The sequence below is a fragment of the Allobosea sp. P5_A5 genome (assembly GCF_056400625.1).
Map to the genome: position 1 here is coordinate 147,728 of NZ_JBFUKY010000009.1, position 19,839 is coordinate 167,566.

The 19,839-nt window shown below is 65.3% G+C and carries 18 protein-coding genes; 2 read left to right on the forward strand and 16 right to left on the reverse strand.

Annotated features, from left to right (window positions below; translation table 11 throughout):
- Window positions 1-20: 20 nt before the first annotated feature.
- On the forward strand, window positions 21-326 hold the full coding sequence (locus tag AC1DR6_RS17830) for a hypothetical protein (RefSeq protein WP_476830593.1): 306 nt from the start codon (window positions 21-23) through the stop codon (window positions 324-326).
- 67 nt (window positions 327-393) lie between these two features.
- Here AC1DR6_RS17830 and AC1DR6_RS17835 read toward each other — a convergent pair whose 3' ends face one another.
- The 3 genes from AC1DR6_RS17835 to pcaQ all read right to left on the reverse strand — a co-directional run bounded on the left by AC1DR6_RS17835 (window position 394) and on the right by pcaQ (window position 4,328).
- Entirely contained in the window at window positions 394-2,826 is a 2,433-nt protein-coding gene (locus tag AC1DR6_RS17835) for a transketolase-like TK C-terminal-containing protein (protein WP_476830594.1), read from the reverse strand.
- Between the two features lie 152 nt (window positions 2,827-2,978).
- Window positions 2,979-3,368 (reverse strand): hypothetical protein, encoded by a 390-nt coding sequence (locus AC1DR6_RS17840; protein ID WP_476830595.1) that lies wholly within the window; start codon window positions 3,366-3,368, stop codon window positions 2,979-2,981.
- 3 nt (window positions 3,369-3,371) lie between these two features.
- On the reverse strand, window positions 3,372-4,328 hold the full coding sequence (gene pcaQ, locus AC1DR6_RS17845; protein WP_476830596.1) for a pca operon transcription factor PcaQ: 957 nt from the start codon (window positions 4,326-4,328) through the stop codon (window positions 3,372-3,374).
- A 103-nt stretch (window positions 4,329-4,431) separates the two neighbouring features.
- Here pcaQ and pcaD point away from each other — a divergent pair, with 103 nt between their 5' ends.
- Window positions 4,432-5,226, forward strand: coding sequence for a 3-oxoadipate enol-lactonase (gene pcaD, locus AC1DR6_RS17850; protein WP_476830597.1), 795 nt, complete (start codon window positions 4,432-4,434; stop codon window positions 5,224-5,226).
- Window positions 5,227-5,335: 109 nt separating this feature from the next.
- Here the strand turns inward: pcaD and AC1DR6_RS17855 are convergent, their stop codons facing one another.
- The 13 genes from AC1DR6_RS17855 to AC1DR6_RS17915 all read right to left on the reverse strand — a co-directional run bounded on the left by AC1DR6_RS17855 (window position 5,336) and on the right by AC1DR6_RS17915 (window position 19,779).
- The gene (locus AC1DR6_RS17855) at window positions 5,336-6,067 is read right to left on the reverse strand and encodes an ABC transporter ATP-binding protein (RefSeq protein WP_476830598.1); all 732 of its coding nucleotides are present in this window, start codon (window positions 6,065-6,067) and stop codon (window positions 5,336-5,338) included.
- Window positions 6,054-7,835, reverse strand: coding sequence for a branched-chain amino acid ABC transporter ATP-binding protein/permease (locus AC1DR6_RS17860; RefSeq protein ID WP_476830599.1), 1,782 nt, complete (start codon window positions 7,833-7,835; stop codon window positions 6,054-6,056). Before AC1DR6_RS17860 ends, AC1DR6_RS17855 begins: the two co-directional genes overlap by 14 nt.
- Window positions 7,832-8,707 carry a branched-chain amino acid ABC transporter permease gene (locus AC1DR6_RS17865; protein WP_476830600.1) on the reverse strand — a complete coding sequence of 292 codons (876 nt, stop codon included), beginning with the start codon at window positions 8,705-8,707 and terminating at the stop codon, window positions 7,832-7,834. Before AC1DR6_RS17865 ends, AC1DR6_RS17860 begins: the two co-directional genes overlap by 4 nt.
- A 96-nt stretch (window positions 8,708-8,803) precedes the next feature.
- The gene (locus tag AC1DR6_RS17870) at window positions 8,804-9,958 is read right to left on the reverse strand and encodes an ABC transporter substrate-binding protein (protein WP_476830601.1); all 1,155 of its coding nucleotides are present in this window, start codon (window positions 9,956-9,958) and stop codon (window positions 8,804-8,806) included.
- 238 nt (window positions 9,959-10,196) lie between these two features.
- Entirely contained in the window at window positions 10,197-11,312 is a 1,116-nt protein-coding gene (gene mmsB / locus AC1DR6_RS17875; RefSeq protein WP_476830641.1) for a multiple monosaccharide ABC transporter permease, read from the reverse strand.
- Window positions 11,313-11,443: 131 nt separating this feature from the next.
- Complete coding sequence (gene mmsA / locus AC1DR6_RS17880) at window positions 11,444-12,991, reverse strand: multiple monosaccharide ABC transporter ATP-binding protein (protein WP_476830602.1); 1,548 nt, start codon at window positions 12,989-12,991, stop codon at window positions 11,444-11,446.
- Between the two features lie 67 nt (window positions 12,992-13,058).
- Window positions 13,059-14,123 carry a multiple monosaccharide ABC transporter substrate-binding protein gene (gene chvE / locus AC1DR6_RS17885; RefSeq protein ID WP_476830603.1) on the reverse strand — a complete coding sequence of 355 codons (1,065 nt, stop codon included), beginning with the start codon at window positions 14,121-14,123 and terminating at the stop codon, window positions 13,059-13,061.
- A gap of 89 nt (window positions 14,124-14,212) precedes the next feature.
- Window positions 14,213-15,145: an SMP-30/gluconolactonase/LRE family protein gene (locus tag AC1DR6_RS17890; protein WP_476830604.1), complete on the reverse strand. Its 933-nt coding sequence runs from the start codon at window positions 15,143-15,145 to the stop codon at window positions 14,213-14,215.
- Window positions 15,138-16,235, reverse strand: coding sequence for an aldose epimerase family protein (locus tag AC1DR6_RS17895; protein ID WP_476830605.1), 1,098 nt, complete (start codon window positions 16,233-16,235; stop codon window positions 15,138-15,140). The genes AC1DR6_RS17890 and AC1DR6_RS17895 overlap by 8 nt, the downstream gene beginning before the upstream one ends.
- A gap of 4 nt (window positions 16,236-16,239) precedes the next feature.
- A complete protein-coding gene (locus AC1DR6_RS17900; RefSeq protein WP_476830606.1) occupies window positions 16,240-17,166 on the reverse strand; it encodes a Gfo/Idh/MocA family protein in 927 nt (308 codons plus the stop codon).
- Window positions 17,167-17,168: 2 nt separating this feature from the next.
- Window positions 17,169-18,101, reverse strand: a complete 933-nt coding sequence (locus tag AC1DR6_RS17905) for a dihydrodipicolinate synthase family protein (RefSeq protein ID WP_476830607.1) — start codon at window positions 18,099-18,101, stop codon at window positions 17,169-17,171.
- A gap of 45 nt (window positions 18,102-18,146) precedes the next feature.
- Window positions 18,147-18,872: a FadR/GntR family transcriptional regulator gene (locus tag AC1DR6_RS17910; protein ID WP_476830608.1), complete on the reverse strand. Its 726-nt coding sequence runs from the start codon at window positions 18,870-18,872 to the stop codon at window positions 18,147-18,149.
- Between the two features lie 229 nt (window positions 18,873-19,101).
- Complete coding sequence (locus AC1DR6_RS17915) at window positions 19,102-19,779, reverse strand: GntR family transcriptional regulator (RefSeq protein ID WP_476830609.1); 678 nt, start codon at window positions 19,777-19,779, stop codon at window positions 19,102-19,104.
- Window positions 19,780-19,839: the final 60 nt, after the last annotated feature.

The window sequence follows — 19,839 nt, forward strand, 5'->3', positions numbered from 1 at the left end:
CGCCTTCCGGAGACCCCGCCATGACATCGTTCAAGCGCCTTGCAGCCATCATCACGATTGCCCTCGCGGGCTCGACCGCCGTGGCGGCCGTAGCCGAAGCGCAGAACCGGCGCGGACCGCTGCGCATCACCGTGCAGAAACGCAGCTATCTCGATCCCGGCAATGTGGTGCCGGTCGGCTCGCTGAACCGGTACGCGACGCAGCAGGCCTATGCGTCGCCAGTCTATTACAGCATGGGCGAACGCTTCGGCGAGGGCACGCTTCCGGGCCGCATCGGGGCTGGATCGAACCCATTCTCCGACAGCTTCTCGACCCCGCGCTACTGAGCGAACCGACGCCGGGTCGCAACCGACCCGGGCTTCCCTTTCTAACGAACCGGCAAAGCCAGTCTTTTCAGGCCGGCAGCGCCTTGAGATAGCGCACCGGCCTGCCCGGCGCGGCCGAGTTGGCGGCGTGCACGATCGCGTTCGCGTCGATGCCGAAATGGCGATAGAGGTCGGCGACCGTGCCGGTCTGGCCGAAATGCTCGACGCCGAGCGCCCTTTGCTTGTGGCCATGGACACTGCCGAGCCAGGCCAGGGTCGCGGGGTGGCCGTCCAGCACCGAGACAATCCCGCAATCGCGTGACAGGTCGCCGAGCAGCCGCTCGACATGGCTCGTGGCCTGACGATCGCCGCGTTGGCGCGCCCGTTCCGCCGCCTGCCACCCGGCGTTGAGCCGGTCGGCCGAGGTAATCGCGAGCAGGCCGACATCGCGCCGGTCCTCGGCCAGAAGCCCGACAGCCTCGATCGCCTCCGGCGCCACCGCGCCGGAATAAGCCACGACGACCGAGCAGTTCGGCCCGGGCTTGCGCAGCCAATAGGCACCGTCGATGATCTCCTGCGCCAGTTCCGGCGTCATCGCCCGGCTCGGCTGCTCGACCTGCCGGGTAGAGAGCCGCAGATAGACCGACCCGCCGGTTTCGTCGCGCAACCAAGTCTTCTCGCCTGAGCCCCGCTTCTCGCCCGAGCCGCGCTCGTCGAGATCGCCCTCACCGTCCTTCTGCATGTAGTCGAACGACCAGCGCATCATCACCGCGAGTTCGTCGACAAACGCCGGCTCGAAAGCGCAGAGCCCGTCCTGGCTCATGCCAATCAACGGCGTCGCGATCGACTGATGCGCGCCGCCTTCCGGGGCCAGCGTCACACCCGATGGCGTCGCCACGACCATGAAGCGCGCATCCTGGTAGCAGGCATAGTTCAGCGCATCGAGCCCCCGCGAGATGAACGGGTCGTAGAGCGTCCCGATCGGGATCAGCCGCTCGCCGAAGATCGAATGCGACAGGCCCAGCGCCGACAGGTTGATGAACAGGTTCATCTCGGCGATGCCGAGTTCGACATGCTGCCCCTTGGGCGAGAATTCCCATTTCTGCATCGACGGGATGCGCTCGTCCTTGAACGTGTCGGCCATGTCGGCTTTGGCGAAAAGACCGCGCCGGTTCACCCAAGGGCCGAGATTGGTCGAGACGGTGACGTCGGGCGCCGTCGTCACGATCCGGTCGGCCAGCGGCCCGCCGGTCTTGGCGAGATCGTCCAGCACCTTGCCGAAGCCCATCTGCGTGGACATCACCGGCTGGATGCCGGCCTCCAGTTTCGCCGGCACCGGCAGCTTCGGCGCGGACAGGCGCCGCCGCCCCTGGGCAAAGAACGGCACCTTTTCGAGGAAGCCCCGCAGCTCGCTCTCGGGCAGGTTCAACCCCTCGAACACATCCCATTCATGGCCCGGCCGAACGTTGCAGGCCTTGCGGAAGCCGTCGAGCTGTTCCTTCGTCATCAGCCCGGCGTGGTTGTCCTTGTGCCCGGCCAGCGGCAGGCCGAAGCCTTTGACGGTATAGGCCAGGAAGCAGACCGGGCGGTCATGGTCGATGCTCTCGAAGGCCTCGAGGATCGACGGCAGGTCGTGGCCGCCGAGATTGCACATCAGGGCGGATAGCTCGGTGTCGGAGCGCTTCTCGATCAGCTGCGTCACCGAGCCCTGGTCGCCGAGGTCGTCCATCAGCCGCTTGCGCCACGCCGCGCCGCCCTGGAAGGTCAGCGCCGAATAGAGCTGGTTCGGGCAGGAATCGATCCAGGCCTTCAACCGTTCGCCGCCGGTCTCCTTGAAGGCGGCCTGCTGAAGGGAGCCGTATTTCAGCGTCACGACATCCCAGCCGAAATTGCGGAACATCGTCTCGAAGCGGTCGTAGAGCCCCTCGCGGATCACCGCGTCGAGAGACTGGCGATTATAGTCGATCACCCACCAGGTGTTGCGCAAGCCATGCTTCCAGCCCTCCATCAGGGCCTCGAAGATATTGCCCTCGTCGAGTTCGGCATCGCCGATCAGCGAGACCATGCGGCCCTCCGGCCGACCCAATCCCCAGCCATGCGCCCGGACGTAATCTTGCGTCAGCGAAGAGAACAGCGTCTGCGCAACGCCAAGTCCGACCGAGCCGGTGGAGAAATCGACGTCGTCGATGTCTTTCGTGCGGGACGGGTAGCTCTGCGCGCCCTTGTACCCCCGGAAATTCTCCAGCTTCTCGCGCGTCTGGAGCCCCATCAGATAGTTGATCGCGTGAAAGATCGGCGAGGCGTGCGGCTTGACGGCCACGCGGTCCTGCGGTTTCAGCGCCGCCATATAGAGCGCGGTCATGATGGTCGCGAGAGAGGCGGACGAGGCCTGGTGCCCGCCGACCTTCATGCCGTCGCCATTGTCGCGCAGATGGTTGGCATGGTGGATCGTCCACGAGGCCAGCCAGAGGATCTTCTTTTCCAGCTCGGCCAGAAACGGCAGGCGCGGATCATGTGTCATCGTTGAAGCCCAGACTCCCCAGTGTCACGATGATGCACGGATCGGCCCGGCAGCACGAGCCAAAATGCGCCTAAGCGGGACGCGATTTTAGCGCGTTCAACCCTGCAAGACCGGGAGTTTAGCGAGAACCACCAAATTTACGGCAGCGACCTTCAACGCGCTGCGCGGGTCGCAGGCCGGGTTTCGCGAAAGGAAGCGACCACGGCCGTCGTCAGGTCGGAAACCGAATCGCATTTGTCGGCGATCAGTCTGACGACGACCCGCCCCAGCCGGGCCTTCGCATCCGTTTCGGTTTCGAGACCGAGGCGGATTTCATCCTCCAGCACGGTCCAGGCGCGCGCCTGCACCGCTTCGGCCACAAGCAGCTGCTTGGAATTCAGCACCCCGGGAAAGCTGAAACTGGGGCCTGGAAGCGAAGGCGCGGGCATGGTCATGGCTGCCGATATAAGACGGGCTGGCGAGTGGGCAAGGCCGAGCGTACCAACCATGACGAACGGTCCTGCCGCTGCTGACAATTCTTGCCGACGAGCCCGGTTCCACATCGGTCACGGCACGCGGGGAAGCGGCGCAGATCGGTCGGCCGCGAGCGCGCGCAGCTCGGCGACGAGAGACTGGGCGGGTGGCGGCAGAATGGTATCGATCCGCGTGGTCAGCCCGACGGGCCCCAGCGTATCGGCGGTGTCGGCCGGCAAGAGCGCGAGAAGCCCCTTCTCGACCTCTTCCGCGACAACGCCTTCCGAAATGAACCAGACCGCATCGCTGAGCAGGAGATAATTGCGCGCGAAAGCGTCCGAAACGGTCTCGATCACCCCCGCATCCGGTTCGATCGCATGAGCGATCAGATAGCGCTCCACGGTGGAGCTGATCACCGAGCCCGGCGGCGGCAGCAGCAGCTGGAACCGGGCAATGGCCGCCAGATCGAACAGGGGCTCTTGCAGCAGAGGGTGGCCCGGCCGCACCACCAGCCCGATATGCTCGGAGTACAGATGCTCGAACGAAAAACCGCGCATCGTCTCGGGATCGGCCATGCGCCCGATGACGAGATCGACATCGCCGAGCCGCAGCTGCGACATCAGCACCTCATTGGGTCCCGTCACGACGCGCGGCCGCATCGTGCCGTAGCGGGCGCTTACGCGCGCCAGTGCCGTCGGCAGCACCCGCGCCGACACGGTCGGCAGCGCCCCCACGGTAAAGGCGATCTCGCCATCCGCGCTGCCGCGCCCCACCATGCCGACGCCCTGCTTCAGCGCGGTGACGCTGGCGCCGGCATAACGCAGGAAAACTTCGCCATGGTCGCTCAGGATCATCGAGCGACGCCGGTCCTCGAACAACGGCACGCCGAGCACCGCTTCCAGCTCGTGCACGGTCTTGGTCGCCGCCGGCTGGCTCATGCCGAGATGCGCGGCGGCCTTCACGACGCTTTTCAGCCGCGCGACTTCGAGAAAGCAGATCAGGTGCCGCAGCTTGATCCGCCGATCCAGAGGGGCCGTCCGCTGGGGCATGCTGGCGATAACCATCGGGTTATGAGGGAGATGTCGATTGCGACTTAACATGAGCGGGCCGGCAGGCGATATTCGCAACCACACGACGTTTCGAGGATAGTCCATGGCCTTCGCACGCATCGGCAGCGGTATCGTTCACTGGCGGGAGACAGGTCCGCGGGACGCGCCGCCGGTCATCCTCGCGAACTCTCTCGGGACCGATTTCCGCATCTGGGACGAGGTCGCGGCGCGGCTCGCGAGCTCCTGGCGGGTGATCTGTTACGACAAGCGTGGCCACGGCCTGTCGGAGGTGCCGCCTGGGCCCTACCGCATCGCGGATTTCACCGACGATCTCATCGCGCTGGCCGACACCCTCGGCCTATCCCGCTTCTCCCTCGTCGGTCTCTCGATCGGCGGGTTGATCGGGCAGGATCTCGCGGTTCGTTATCCCGAGCGGCTGTCCGCGCTGGTGCTCGCCGACACGGCGCCGAAGGTCGGCACGACTGAGAGCTGGACTGCCCGGATCGACGCCGTGCGCGCCAACGGCCTCTCCGCCATCGCCGACGCCGTGATGGAGCGCTGGTTTACGCCGGCCTTCCATCGCGAGAAACCTGCCGAACTGGCGGGCTGGCGCAATCTGCTGCTTTGCCAGCCCGCCGCCGGCTATATCGCGACCTGCGAGGCGTTGAGCCAGGCCGACCTGACCGCCACCACGGGAGCCATCGCCGCCCCGACGCTCGTCGTTTGCGGCGACAGCGACCAGTCGACACCACCGGAACTGGTCGAGGCCATGGCCTTACGCATTCCGGGGGCTCGCTTCAGCCTCATCGAAGGCTGCGGTCATATCCCACCGGCAGAACAGCCGGCGATCCTAGCCACGCTGATCGACGGCCATTTGTCGTTGCACGCACGCGGCTGAGGGTTGGGCCGGCAGTCGCGGCGGGCGCTGTGATAAGCGCCCCCGAAAGCGGCAAGCGACACACGCCACAGGGAAGGCCCGCGCCACCGCGATCGCGCGAAGCACCTGTTTACGCTGCCGCAGTCCGTCCGCCGAGATAAGCCGCCCGGATCTCTTCGTTCGACCAGAGCTGTTCCGGCGTACCGGAGAGCACGAGCTTGCCCGTCTCCAGCACATAGCCGCGATCGGCCACCGAAAGTCCCATCCGCGCGTTCTGCTCGACCAGGAGCACAGTGGTGCCGCGCCGCCTGATCTCGGCGATGATCGCAAACACGGCCTGCACGATCACCGGAGCCAAGCCCAGCGAGGGCTCATCCAGAAGCAGGATACGCGGCTTCGCCATCAGCCCGCGCGCGACGGCCACCATCTGCTGCTGGCCGCCCGACAGCGTCCAGCCCAGCGCATCGGCAAAGCGCCGAATGTCGGGAAACAGATCGAACGTCTCGTCGGCCTCACGCCTGATCTGTGAAATCGCCAGGCCTTTGCGGTTCGAAGCGCCGAGCATGATGTTTTCGCGCACGCTCAGCCCCGGAAAGACGCGCCGCCCCTCCGGCACATGGGCGATCCCGCGCTTGACGATGTCCTCGGGCTTCAGGCCAGCGATCGATTGACCGTCGAACAGAATGTCACCCGAGGTCGGCTTCGCCAGCCCCGAAATCGCGCGCAGCGTCGTCGACTTGCCGGCGCCGTTGGAGCCAAGCAGCGTCACCACCTCGCCGGCCTCGACCGTCAGCGAGACACCGTCGACGGCCTCGACCTCGCCATAGCGGACAACAAGGGATTTGAGCTCAAGCAGCGACATCGGGAGCCGTTCCAAGATAGGCCGCGATCACGTCCGGATGCTTCAGCACGTCGGCCGCCTGTCCGTCGGCGATGCGACGGCCAAAATTCAGCACGGTGATGTGCTGCGCCACCTCGGTGACGAGCGTCATGTCGTGATCGATGATCAGGATGGTGAGCCCGCGTGCCGAGATGCGTTTGAGCAGGTCGCGCAGCTCGACCTTCTCGGAGGAGTTGAGGCCAGCGCCGGGCTCATCCAGCAGCAGCAAGGCCGGATCGCCCGCGAGCGCCCGCGCGATCTCGACGGCGCGCTGATGGCCGTAGGAGAAGTTCGCCACGACTTCGTCGGCACGGTCCTCCAGCCCGACGAAGGCGAGCGCGGCGCGCGAGCGGGTAAGCGTTGCGCCCTGATCGCCGCCCACCGGACTGCCCGGCCGCTCTGCCCCGACCATCACGTTCTCCAGCGCCGTCATGGAGCGCCAAAGCCGGATGTTCTGGAAGGTACGTCCGAGCCCCGCCGCCGTGCGCGCATGGGGCGGCAGGTTCGTGACATCCTTGCCGTCGATCTTGATGGTTCCGGACGTGGCCCTGTAGAGCCCGGAGAGCACGTTCAGCGTCGTCGTCTTGCCGGAGCCRTTGGGCCCGATCAGCGCGTGGACGCCACCGCGCCTGATCGTGAGATCGACCTCGTCGACGGCTTTCAGGCCGCCGAAATGCTTCGAGAGGCCCCGCACCTCCATCACCGTCTCGGCTCCGCTTCCGCCCCCGGACAGTTTGAGAGCGTCACCGGAGACGGTCGAAACGACGGCACGTTTGAAGCGGTCGAACTGGTGGCGCACAAAACCCCAGATGCCGTCCGGCATGAACAGCACGATCAGGATCACCGCCGCGCCGTAGATGGCGAGATACAGCCCCGGAATGCTCTTCAGGAAGCGCAGCCACTCGGGGATGAGGATCAGCAACCCGGTGCCGATGGCGGCCCCGATCGGCGAGGCGACCCCGCCGAGCAGCACCATCGTCAGGAACACGACCGATTCCGCAAAGGAGAACTGGTCCGGGCTGACATAGGAAAAGCCGCCCGCAAACAGCGCGCCGCCAACGCCACCAAGCACCGCCGAAAGCGCAAAGGCCGTGACCTTGGTGCGGTAGACGTCGATGCCGGCGACACCTGCCGCCAGCTCGTTGTCGCGCACCGCCCGCATGGCGCGGCCGAGCCGCGTGTCGCGCAGCTTCCAGACGAGGAAGCCGAGCACCGCGAGCATGAAGATGCAGAAGGCGAGATAGGCCGAGCCGTCGGCCAGGAAACCGGGGCGCGGAATGGCGCGCACGCCGTCCGGCCCCTTGGTCACCGGAATCCAGTTGATCAGGACGAGCGTGACGATCTGCTGGAACGAGATCGTCACCATGGCGAGGTAATGCCCGCCGAGCCTCAGCGTCGAGGCCCCGAGCAGCGCGCCGAAGCCGGCCGCCATGCAGGAGCCCAGCAGCAGGCAGACCCAGAAATTGACGCCGTATTCGGTCTGCCCGATGCCGACGGCATAGGCGCCAAGCCCGAAGAAGGCGGCCTGCGCCAGATTGATCTGTCCGCACAGCCCGAGCACGATCGTCAGGCCGAGCACGGCGATGGCGTAGGTCGTCGCCTGCAGCGAGATGTTCAGGACATAGCCGGTCTTCGGCACGACGAGCGCAAACGCGATCGCCAGCGCTACAAGCACGATATAGGCCGGCAGGCCCCAGCGGATGCTTGGGCGTACGACAGCGGCAGCCTCGGTGGTTGCGGTCGTGCTCATGCCTTTTCCGCCACCCGCTCGCCGAAGATGCCTTGCGGCCGGAAGATCAGGAAAGCGATCAGCACGAGAAAGGCGAAGCCGTCCTTGTAGGGCACCGAGATGTAGGCCGCCCCGAAGGTCTCGATGACGCCGAGCGCGAGCCCGCCAATGATTGCCCCGGTGACGTCGCCGAAGCCGCCGATGATCGTCGCGGCGAAGGCCTTCAGCGCGATCGTCGCGCCCATGCCGATCGAGACGAACAGCACTGGCGCCACCAGAATACCCGCGATACCGCCGATCACCGCCGAATAGACGAAGGTGATCATGATCATGATCGCGACGGGAATGCCCAGCAGCGAGGCCATTTCCTTGTCCTGCGAGGTCGCCTGCAGCTTCTTGCCGAGCAGCGTGTGCTCGAAGAACCAGTATTGCAGCGCCACCAGCAAAGCGGTGACGACGATGATCAGGACGTACTGGTTGTCGAGATAGACCGGCCCGAGCATGAAGCCCGGCGAGTCGAACCAGCCCGACAGCACCTCCGGCTCCGGCCCGTGGATCGCCAGCGTCGTATTGGCCATGAAGATCGAGGCACCGATCGTCGAGATGATCACTGGCAGATAGGTGCGGTGCCGCAGCGGATAATACACCGCGAGATTGAACACCGCGCCGAGCGCTCCCATGCAAATGAGCGCGGCGATGAAGGCGACCCAATAGGGCAGCCCGATCTTGACGGAGAACACCACCATCAGGAAGGCGGCGACCATCGAGAACTCGCCCTGGGCGAAGTTGACGACGTTCGTGGCGCGGAAGATCAGCACGAAGCCGAGCGCCACCAGCGCATAGACCGAGCCGATCCCGATTCCGGTAAAGAGAAGCTGTAGGGCGAGATCCATCTGTCGTCCGCTGTTTCAGGGAGGCGGGCCCTCCCCGCGTCCGGCGGGAAGGGCGATGGGTCGAAGCGGCCGCGTCAGCAGCCGGTCGCCGGCGGATCAGCCGAGATTGGGCGTGAAGTCGATCCGCTTGTCGAACTTGATGTCGCCCTTCTCGTTCTTGACGATGTTGTAGCCGTGCAGGCCGTCACCGTTCTTGTCGAAGTTGTATTCGCCCTCGGCGCCCTTGTGGCCGCGGATCGCGAGCATCGCCTGGCGCACCTTTTCCGGCTCGGTCGAACCGGCCTTGTTCATCGCCAGGGCGAGGCAGGTGACCGCGTCGAAGGTCCAGGAGGACTGGTTGTCCGGCGCGACCTTGCGCACGTCGCGATAGGCCTTGCCGAAGGCCTTCGAGGCCTCGCTGGAATCCTCGGCATAATCGGCGACACCGAAGGTGTTGTAGAGCGCGGGTCCCGCGAGCTTCAGCGCCGAGACGTTGACGATCGAAGGCGACCCGACCCACGGGATGGTGACGCCGAGCTGGCGCAACTGCCTCGCGAAGATGCCGAGGTCGGTCTCGAAGGTGAAATAGGTGCCGAGCACATCGGCGCCGGACTGGCGCACCGCCAACACGACGGGCGTGAAGTCCTGGCTCTGGTTGGCATAGCCCTGCTTCAGCGCGAGCGTGCCGCCATTATCGCCGAGCGAGTCTTCCAGCGCTTTGGCGCCTGCCGTCCCGAAGGCGTCGGTCGAATGGACGATGGCCCATTTCTTCTTGCCCAGCTCCTTGCCGCCATATTGGGCGATGACCTTGCCCGAATAGGAATCGTTCGGCCGGAAGCGGAACAGCCAGGGGTTGCCGAGCTTGGTCAGCGCCGGATCGGTGCCGCCGAAGCCGACCGGCTTGCCGATCTTCAGCATGTCCGGCGCCATCGCATGCATCTGCGTCGAGCGGATCGAGCCGAGAAAGGCGACGATCGAGGGCTCGCTGGCGAGCTTGGAGAAGGCCAGCACGGCGCCCGGATTGGTCGTCTGGTCGTCCTCGAAGATCAGCTCCAGCGGCTTGCCGAGCACGCCGCCGGCCTTGTTGACCTGTTCAAGCGCGATCTTGGCACCGCTTTGTGCGAAGGAGCCGGATTCGGCGGCAGCGCCGGTGATCGGCACGACCATGCCGATCTTCACGGTCGCGCCCTGCGCGAAGGAGCTGCGAATGAGAGCCGGAGCCGCGACGGCCCCGGTCAATGCAGTGGTAAATCCGCGGCGGGTCAAAAGCATCTTCATTCCTCCCTTGCTGGCTCAGGTCTTGGCGCCCGGCCTAGCGTTGCTAAATCGATTTATACCTTCGTCGAATTCATGCGTTCATTCGGTCTGAAGCGATCGCGCCGAGCGCATATTCGCCAATGTTTTCAAGGCTTGAGAATAAGTATGGCTTTTTCGTCTGGCGATTGCAATGCGCGAAAGGGCGGGTGCCTCGCACCCGCCCTTTCTGATGCGCAGGAATGCAGCAGCCGGCTCAGGCGCGACGCTGGTTGTAGACGTCGAGGCAGACCGCGCCAAGCAGCACGATGCCCTTGATGACCTGCTGGTAGTCGATGCCGATACCCATGATCGACATGCCGTTGTTCATCACGCCCATGATCAGCGCGCCGATTACCGCGCCGCCGACTTTGCCGACGCCGCCATAGGCCGAGGCGCCGCCGATGAAGCAGGCGGCGATGACGTCGAGCTCGAAGCCCAGCCCGGCCTTGGGCGTCGCGGTGTTGAGCCGCGCCGCGAAGATCAGGCCGGCGAGCCCGGCCAGCACACCCATATTGACGAAGGTCATGAAGGTCAGCCGCTCGGTCTTGATGCCGGAGAGCTTGGCCGCCCGCTGATTGCCGCCGACAGCATAGACCTGCCGGCCGATGGTCGTGCGCCGCGTGACGAAACCATAGAGCGCGATCAGCAGCGCCATGATGACGAGCACGTTCGGCAGGCCGCGATAGGACGAGATCAGATAGGCGACGTAGATGACGAGCCCGGCGAAGACCAGGTTCTTGGCAACGAACAGCCCGTAGGGCTCGACTTCGATACCGTGCTGCTCGTGCCGGGCGCGGGCCTTGAAGCTCATATAGACCAGCCCGAGGGCCAGGATCGCCCCGATCGCCAGGGTCGTGGGATAAAGCACGCCGACACCGGGGAAGCCTTCCGGAATGAAGCCGGAGGAGAGCTTCTGGAACTCCGGCGCGAACGGCCCGACCGACTGGCCTTGCAGCAGTGCTAGCGCCAGCCCCTTGAAGACGAGCATGCCGGCCAGCGTGACGATGAAGGACGGGATCTTGAAATAGGCAACCCAATAGCCCTGCATCGCGCCGATCGCGCCGCCCACGGCGAGGCAGATCAGCGTCGCGGGAATGAAGTGCATGTTGAGCTTCACCATCAACACGGCCGCGACCGCGCCGACGAAGCCTGCGACCGAACCGACCGAGAGGTCGATATGCCCGGTGACGATGACCAGCAGCATGCCCAGCGCCATGATGACGATGTAGCTGTTTTGCAGGACGAGATTGGTGAGGTTCAGCGGCCTAAGCAGCGTGCCGTCCGTCGCGACCTGAAAGAACACCATGATCGCGAACAGCGACAGCAGCATGCCGTATTCGCGCAGATTGTTTTTCCAGAAGGCGCCATGGCCGGCGCGTGCGGCGGCGGCGGGTTCTCGCGTCGCGGTGTCTTGCGCGATGGTTTGTTGGGTCGTGATGTCTTGAGTCATGGTCTCTTGGGTCATGGGCGCAAGCCTCCTTGCCTGGCGTCCTTGCGCATGATCGAGCGCATGATCTTTTCTTGTGTCGCCTCGGCGCTGGAGAATTCACCGACGAAGGCACCTTCGTTCATCACGCAGATACGGTCGCAGATCCCCAATAGTTCCGGCATCTCCGAGGAAATCACGACGACACCCTTGCCGGAATCCGCCAGCGCATTGATGATCGTATAGATCTCGTATTTGGCCCCGACATCGATGCCGCGTGTCGGCTCGTCGAGGATCAGCAGCTTCGGATCGGTGAACAACCATTTCGACAGCACCACTTTCTGCTGGTTGCCGCCGGAAAGCTTGCCCACCTCCTGATACACGCTGGACGAGCGGATGCGCATGCGCCCGCGATAGTCATTGGCGACCTTCAGTTCCTTCATCTCGTCGATGACCTGCGACGAGGCGATGCCGTCGAGATTGGCGAGCGAAACGTTGCACTTGATGTCGTCGGCCAGCACGAGGCCGAGCTCTTTGCGATCCTCGGTGACGTAAGCCAAGCCCGCATCGATCGCCCGGCGCACGCTCGACAGGTTGACCGGCTTGCCCTCCAGCCAGGTCTGGCCGCTGATCTTCTGGCCATAGGAGCGCCCGAACAGGCTCATCGCGAATTCGGTGCGGCCTGCGCCCATCAGGCCGGCGATGCCGACGATCTCGCCGCGCCGGACCTCGAAATCGACATGGCGCACCATCTGCCGCTCGGCGTGGAGGGGGTGGTAGACCGACCAGTTCTCGACCTTGAAGATCACCTCTCCGATCTGTGGCTCGCGCTTGGGGTAGCGGTGCTCGAGATCGCGATCGACCATCTTGACGATGATCCGGTCTTCCTCGATCTCGCCGTCGCGGCAGTCCAGCGTGTCGACGGTGCGCCCGTCGCGTAGCACCGTGAGGCGGTTGGCGACGCGGGAGACCTCGTTCAGCTTGTGCGAGATCAGGATCGAGGAGATGCCCTGCGCCCGGAATTCGATCAGCAGGTCGAGCAAGGCCGCGCTGTCGCTCTCGTTGAGGCTCGCGGTCGGCTCGTCCAGGATCAGCAGCTTGACCTCTTTCGACAACGCCTTGGCGATCTCGACGAGCTGCTGCTTGCCGACGCCGAGATCGGTCACCAGCGTGTCGGGGTCCTCGCGCAGGCCGACCTTGGCGAGCAGCTCCAGCGTGCGCTTGTGGACGGCACCGCGGTCGATCACGCCAAAACGCGACGGCGGATTGGCGATGAAGATGTTCTCGGCRATSGAGAGCAGCGGGATCAGCGCCAGYTCCTGATGGATGATRATGATGCCTTGCGCCTCGGAAGCCGTGATATCGCGGAAACGCTGCTCGGCGCCTTCATAGATGATCTGCCCCTCATAGGAGCCATGCGGATAGACCCCGCTCAGAACCTTCATCAGCGTGGATTTGCCTGCGCCGTTCTCCCCGACCAGAGCGTGGATTTCGCCGGGCTCGACGGTGAAGGTTACATCGGTCAGCGCCTTGACCGTGCCGAAGCTCTTGCTGATCCCGCGCATTTCCAGGATGGGACTCATGCCGTTCTCCGTCCTTGGGCAAGAGGCGCCGGCCCTCGACGGGCCGGCGCCATCGCTTGTCTCGAGATCAGTTGACCTGGCTTTTCTTGTAGTAGCCGCTGTCGATCAGGGTCTTCTCCCAGTTGCTCTTGTCGACGACGACCGGCTTCAGCAGGTAGGACGGGATCGTCTTGACGCCGTTCTCGTAGGTCTTGGTGTCGTTGACCTCGACCGTCTTGCCGCTCAGCGCCGCGTCGACCATGTCGGCGGTCACCTTGGCGAGATCGCGCGTGTCCTTGAAGATGGTCGAATACTGCTCGCCGGCGAGGATCGACTTGACCGAGGGCACCTCGGCGTCCTGCCCGGTGACGATCGGCATCTTCATGTTGCCGCTGCCGTAGCCGACACCCTTGAGCGAAGACAGGATGCCGATCGACAGACCATCATAGGGCGAGAGCACGCCATCGACGCGCTTGTCGGTATAGGCCGCGCTCAGCAAATTATCCATGCGAGCCTGGGCGGTCGCAGGGTCCCAGCGCAGTGTCGAAACCTTGTCCATGCCCATTTGCCCGGAGGCGACCTTGAGCACGCCCTGGTCCATCAGCGGCTTCAGCACCGACATTGCGCCATTATAGAAGAAATAGGCGTTGTTGTCGTCCGGCGAGCCGCCGAACAGCTCGATGTTGAACGGCCCCTTGTTCTCGGGGATACCGAGCCCCTTCACCAGGGACTGGGCCTGCAGCACGCCGACCTGAAAATTGTCGAAGGTTGCGTAATAGTCGACGTTCGGCGTGTTCCGGATCAGCCGGTCATAGGCGACGACCGTGATGCCCTTGTCCTTGGCCTGCTTCAGCACGTCCGACAGCGTCGTGCCGTCGATCGAGGCGACGACCAGCACCTTGGCGCCCTTGGTCACCATGTTCTCGATCTGCGAGAGCTGGTTGGGAATGTCGTCGTCGGCATATTGCAGGTCGGTGTTGTAGCCGCGCTCCTTCAACACCTTCACGATGTTGTCGCCGTCGGCGATCCAGCGGGCGGAGGCCTTGGTCGGCATGGCTATGCCGACGGTCGCCTTGCTCTGGGCCGATGCCGCGCCGGTCAGCGCGACGGCACTGAGAGCGAAGGCGGAAAGAAATGTCGTCAGGCGTTTCATGTTGAAGTCTCCCGTTGATTTTTTCGGTGGCTGATCTGGTGTCGGCGTTCGCGCGATGCCCTAGGGCGGCCGCGCGGGGGGATCTCCTGTCATCGCACCCCCAATTTGACCCGGGGCTCGGCCTTGCCGGCGACCCCGAGGTCGATCAGGAACGTGCGGCCGGAATGAGGATCGCTCGCCTGAGCGGCGTCGTCCATGCCCTCAAAGGCTGATGTCACGAGCAGGCTCGCGAATCCCGGCCCGACGAAGACCGGGCAGCTCGTCTGACGCGCTGGCAAGGCGATCCGCCGCAAAGGCGTCCCGTCCGGAGAATAGGCCTGGACGCAACCGCCGCCCCAATGGGCGCACCAGATGTTTCCTTCGGCATCCGTCACCGCGCCGTCGAGCCCGCCCGGGCCGTCATGTTTTAGGAACAGCTCGGGCTGGCCGAGCGGCAGACCGGTCGTGGGATCGAGCGCGACACGCGTCAGCCGGTTCTCGCGGGTATCGGAGAAATAACCGGTGGCACCATCCGGCGAAAAGCAGATCGCGTTCGGGATCGTAATCCCCGTCACGAGCGTTTCGATCCGCCCATCATGCAGTGCGTGGATTGACCCCTGCCCCAGCTCGGCGCTGCGCCCCATCATCGAAAACCAGAGCGTTCCGCTCGGATGCACCCGCGCATCGTTGGAGCGGGAGGGAACGGCGCTCTCCGGCATGGCGCAATGAAGCGTCAGCGCCCCGGTCTCGGGGTGCCGCAGATAAAGCCCATCCTCGGCCACCAGCAGTTGCCGGCCGTCTTCGAGGAAGGCAAGCCCGCTCGCCATGACCGGCAAGGCATGGACCTTCACAGCCCCGCTCGTCAGATCCGCCTCGTGAAGGCGTTTCTCAAGGATGTCGAACCACCAGGCGGTATGGCTCGCCACATCATAAGCCGGCCCCTCGCCGAGATGGCAGCGCGCCGCTTCCAGCATCTGGATCGGCAAGTCTTCGAGTGGCGCGAGCGAGGCCCCTTCCGACGAAGACCGGGTTGTTTCAGGCATCGGGCGCCTCCCCCTCGACCGTGAAGAAGCGCAACATCGAATGGTGTCGATAGGTCTCGCCGGGGTCGAGCCGCGTCGAGGGAAAATCCGGACGGTTGGGCGCATCCGGAAAAGCCTGCGGCTCAAGGCAGAAGGCGTCGGACTGCCGATGCAGGCGGCCGTATTTTCCCGCGACGGTCCCGTCGAGCATGTTGCCGGTGTAGAGCTGCAAGCCGTGCTGGTCGGTCAGCAGTTCCAGCCCGCGCCCGCTGCCGGGGTGGACCACCCGCGCCGCCAATCTGGGCTCGACCGTTCGTCCGCCCGAAAGTCGGTAGCAATGGTCGTAGCCATGGCCGAACTGCAGTTGCTCATGCTTGTCGCGAATGCGCGCACCGATGGGCGCGCCGTTGCGAAAATCGAAGGGCGTGCCGGCAACCGGCACCGGCCCGCCATCCGGAATGAGCCCGGCATCGACGGGCAGGATGCTGTCGCCGAAAATGGTGAGGTCGTGGTCGAGAATGCTCTGCGCCTGCTCGACGCCACCCAAATTGAAGAAGCCGTGATGGGTCAGGTTGACGACGGTCGGCCTGTCCGTCGTCGCCTCGAACTCCAGCGCCAATGCGCAGCCGCCGACGACGCGATAGGTCAGCCGTGTCGTCAGCGTGCCGGGAAAACCCTGGTCGCCATCAGGGCTGACATGGCGCAGCGTCGCGAAAGGCTCGGACCCCTCACCCACATCCTCGACGATCCAGAGCGCGCGGTCGAAGCCTACGCTCCCGCCATGGAGGCAATTTGACCCGTTATTGGCCGGCAACTCGTAACGCCCGCCGTCGAGAGCGAAAGCAGCGCCGGCGATGCGGTTGGCATAGCGCCCGATCGTCGCGCCAAAGAAGCTACGCGTGGAAAGATAGGGTTCGAGCCTCTCGAAGCCCAGCACGACGTCCGCCCGCTCGCCATTCCGGTCGGGCACATGCAGCGCCTGCACGGTCGCGCCGAGCGTGATGATCGCGACCTCGAACCCGGCCTCACCGCGCAAGGTGAGACGCTCGACGGGAGAGCCGTCCGGCATCCGGCCGAAGTCCTCGCGAAGAAGGGGCGCGGGCGCATCCATCGCGTCAGCCCTCGAAGGCATCAACGGTGCGGCGCCGGCCGAGCAGGAAGGCATCCGCCACTAAAGCCAACGGCGCCAGATCGACATCGCAGCGGCTCTCGCCGATGAGGTCGACGAAGCGGCTGTAGATGCCGGCATATTCGCGCTCGGTCTCGTCGATCAGGCTGCGCCCGTCATGGAAAAGCTTCGCGCCGCCGCTCGACAGCAGCAGCGTGCCGCCATCGCTCTCGACGCGGATGTCCCAGCTCTGCTCGCCGGTCTGAAGGAAGTCGAGGGCCATCGTGATCGGCAGGCCCGATGCCCCCGCAAGCTCGAGATCGGCGGCGATCGGCGCATGCCGGTTCGCCGGAAATGCGAGATCCGCCGCCTTGACGAAGACCGGCTCGGGCAGGATCGCGGTCAGGATCGAGAGCGCGTTGATCCCGGGGTCGAACACGCCGAGGCCACCGGGCTCGAAGATCCAGTCCTGGCCGGGATGCCAGACCCTGACATCCTCCTTCCAGGTGATCGCGACCGAGCGCGGCGGGTGCTTCGCCAGGAATTCGCGCGCCGGTGCCACGGCCGTGGCGAAGCGCGAATGCCACGTCGTGAACAGCGTCAGGCCGACCTTTTCGGCGGCCGCGATCAAGGGCGCGAGTTCGCTGACGGTCGCGCCCGGCGGCTTTTCCAGCAACACATGCTTGCCCGCGGCCAGCGCGGTCGCGGCCAGCGCGTGGCGCCCTTGCGGCGGCGTGCACAAGGCCACCGCGTCGATGGCGACATCGCTGGCGAGCATCGCTTCCAGCGTTTCGAAATGCGGCACGCCGTCGAGGCTGGCGTTGCGGCTGGCGATGGCGGTCAGTTCGATGCCATCGGTCGCGGCGATGGCCGGCAGATGCTGATCGCGGGCGATCTTGCCGAGACCGACGATGGCGAGGCGCAGCGCGGCCATGCTCAACGGCCCCAGCGCAGCACGACAGGGTCGAGCCGCCTGGCGATCTCGATCAGCCCGGCCCGCGTCGCGGGATGCATCACTGGCAGCGGCGCGCGCACGGTCTCATGCGCGATCACGCCGCCTTCCTTCATCAGCGCCTTGCAGGCGGCGAGCCCGCATTGCCGGTTCTCGTAATTGATCAGCGGCAGCCAGCGCTGATAGGCGTCCATCGCGGCTTCCCGGTCCCCGGCGAAATAGGGGTCCGTGATCTGGCGGATGCCGTCGGGATAGCCGCCGCCGGTCATCGCGCCGGTCGCGCCGGCATCGAGATCGGCCATCAGCGTGATCGCCTCCTCGCCGTCCCAAGGGCCTTCGATCGCCTCGCCACCCGCTTCGAGCAGCGCGCGCAGTTTGGCGGCGGCCTGTGGCACCTCGATCTTGAAATAGGCCAGGTTCTCGATCTCGCGGGCCATGCGGGCAAGGAAGGGCACGGAAAGCGGCGTGCCGGCGACAGGCGCGTCCTGCACCATGATCGGGATCGAGATCGCATCCGAAACGCCGCGATAGAAATCGTAGATGGCCGCCTCGGGCACCCGGAAGGTCGCGCCGTGATAGGGCGGCATCACCATCACCATCGCCGCGCCCAGATCCTGCGCGCGGCGCGAACGCTCGGCACAGATCGCGGTCGAGAAATGCGTCGTGGTGACGATGACGGGGACACGGCCGGCGACATGCGCCAGCACAGCCTCCATCACCCGCTCGCGCTCCTTATCGGTCAAAACGAACTGCTCGGAGAAATTCGCCAGGATGCACAGCCCGTGCGAGCCGGCATCGATCATGAAGTCGATCGCGCGCTTCTGCCCTTCGAGGTCGAGCCGCCCTTCCGCATCGAACACGGTCGGCGCGACGGGAAAGACGCCTTTGTAGCGGGCCCCGGCTGTAGCAGTGGTCATCGAAATCGTCCTGTCTGGTTGAAGGCGTACGGCAGCGATCGGTGGTCAGTTGACCGGCCCGTGGCGTCGCAGCCCGTATGTGATGACATGGGTCATGGCGTCGGCAGCCGTGGCCGGGTCCCCCGCCGCGATGGCGTCGACGATCCGCTGGTGGGAATCGACCGTGAACTCGTAATCATCGGCATCTCCCGGCGCACTGAGCTGGAAGGAGGCGCGCAAGGCCGCCTCGATCATCGCGCCGATCGAGCGCATGAACGGGTTGCCCGCCGCGTTGGCGACTGCGACATGCAGCGCGACGTCGGCCTCCGCGAAAGCGGCCGTTTGCCGGGCAGCCTCGCGCCGCATCCGGTCGATCGCGTCCTGCATCGCCCGAAGATCGGTTGTGGTCCGGCGCTGCGCTGCCAAGCTTGCCGCGCGCGGTTCGATCGCCTGGCGGATTTCCGCGATCGAGACGAGGAAACTTCGGTCGACCCCGGCATCCAGGTGCCAGGCCAGCACGTCGGGATCGAACATGTTCCAGGACGATCCGGGGCGCACCACCGTGCCCACGCGCGCCTTGGTGCTCAGTAGCCCCTTGGCGACGAGCGTCTTCACGGCCTCGCGCAACACCGGCCTGGAGACGCGAAAGGCCAGCGTCAACTCGGCATCACCCGGCAGCTTGGCGCCCTCGCCATAGCGCCCGGTGATGATGTCGATGCCGATGCTGCGCGCGATCTCGGCGTGGTTGGAATGGCCGCGCCGCGCAGGGATGGAGACGATGCGCGAGTTCATCTCGCGAGAACCCGGCGTTAACGGCCGCGACAGGCAGTATCGGAAAACCCTGGGGTTCTTGCGTTCCGCACCGGCATGGCGTCTCTCCGTTCGCTGTGCTTGAATACGCCTCTGCCGGGCGCCTTGCCTGAGACAGTGGCACAAGCCACGGCGGCTGAATAGTCATATTGTTTGACTATTGCTGCGGACAGCCGCTCGCCGGCGAGTATGCAGCCAGGCCGTGCCCGGCTCAGGCCTGCTGAGGCAGGCGCGATATGACACCCATGACCGGGCGCAGGTGCTGTTCAAGTACGGCCAGCGCCTCGGCCTCGTTCCAGCTGCGCAACGCGGCGAGCAGCGCCTCATGTTCCCGGCTGATCCGGACCGTGCGGCTGGGATCGGTGCTGATCGCGGTCATTGCGACGCGCTGCTGCCGCGCGCCGAGCGACTGGTAAAGCTCGGAAAGAACGCCATTTCCGACCGCCGCGACCATGACGAAATGAAAGCGCCGATTGAGCTCGATCCGCCCGAAATGATCGCCCTGCGGGAGCCGCTCCAGTTCGCCGAGAATATCCGACATCTCCGCTGGAAGCGGTATTTCCTCCCGGCAAATGCGGCCGATCGCATGACCCTCGATCATCCGCCTGGCCTCGTACAGATCAAGCAGCTCTTGCGCCGTGACCTGGCGCACCAGCGCGCCGCGACGCGGCAGAAGGTCGATGAAGCGCTCGGCCTCGAGCCTGTGAAAGGCCTCCCTCACCGGGGTGCGGGACACACCCATCGCTGACGAGATTGCCTCCTCCTCGACGAAGGAGCCGCCGGCGAAGCGGCCGCGCAGGATCTGTTCCCGGACATAGAGATACACCCGCTCCCGCGCCGGCCGGCCACGCTCGGCGCTCACGTCATCGTTCGGGTCTATTACCGCCATGGCCGCATCCCCCTCGTCGTCTCTGCGACTTTGGTGGTAGACTCATAAAAATCCGCCACG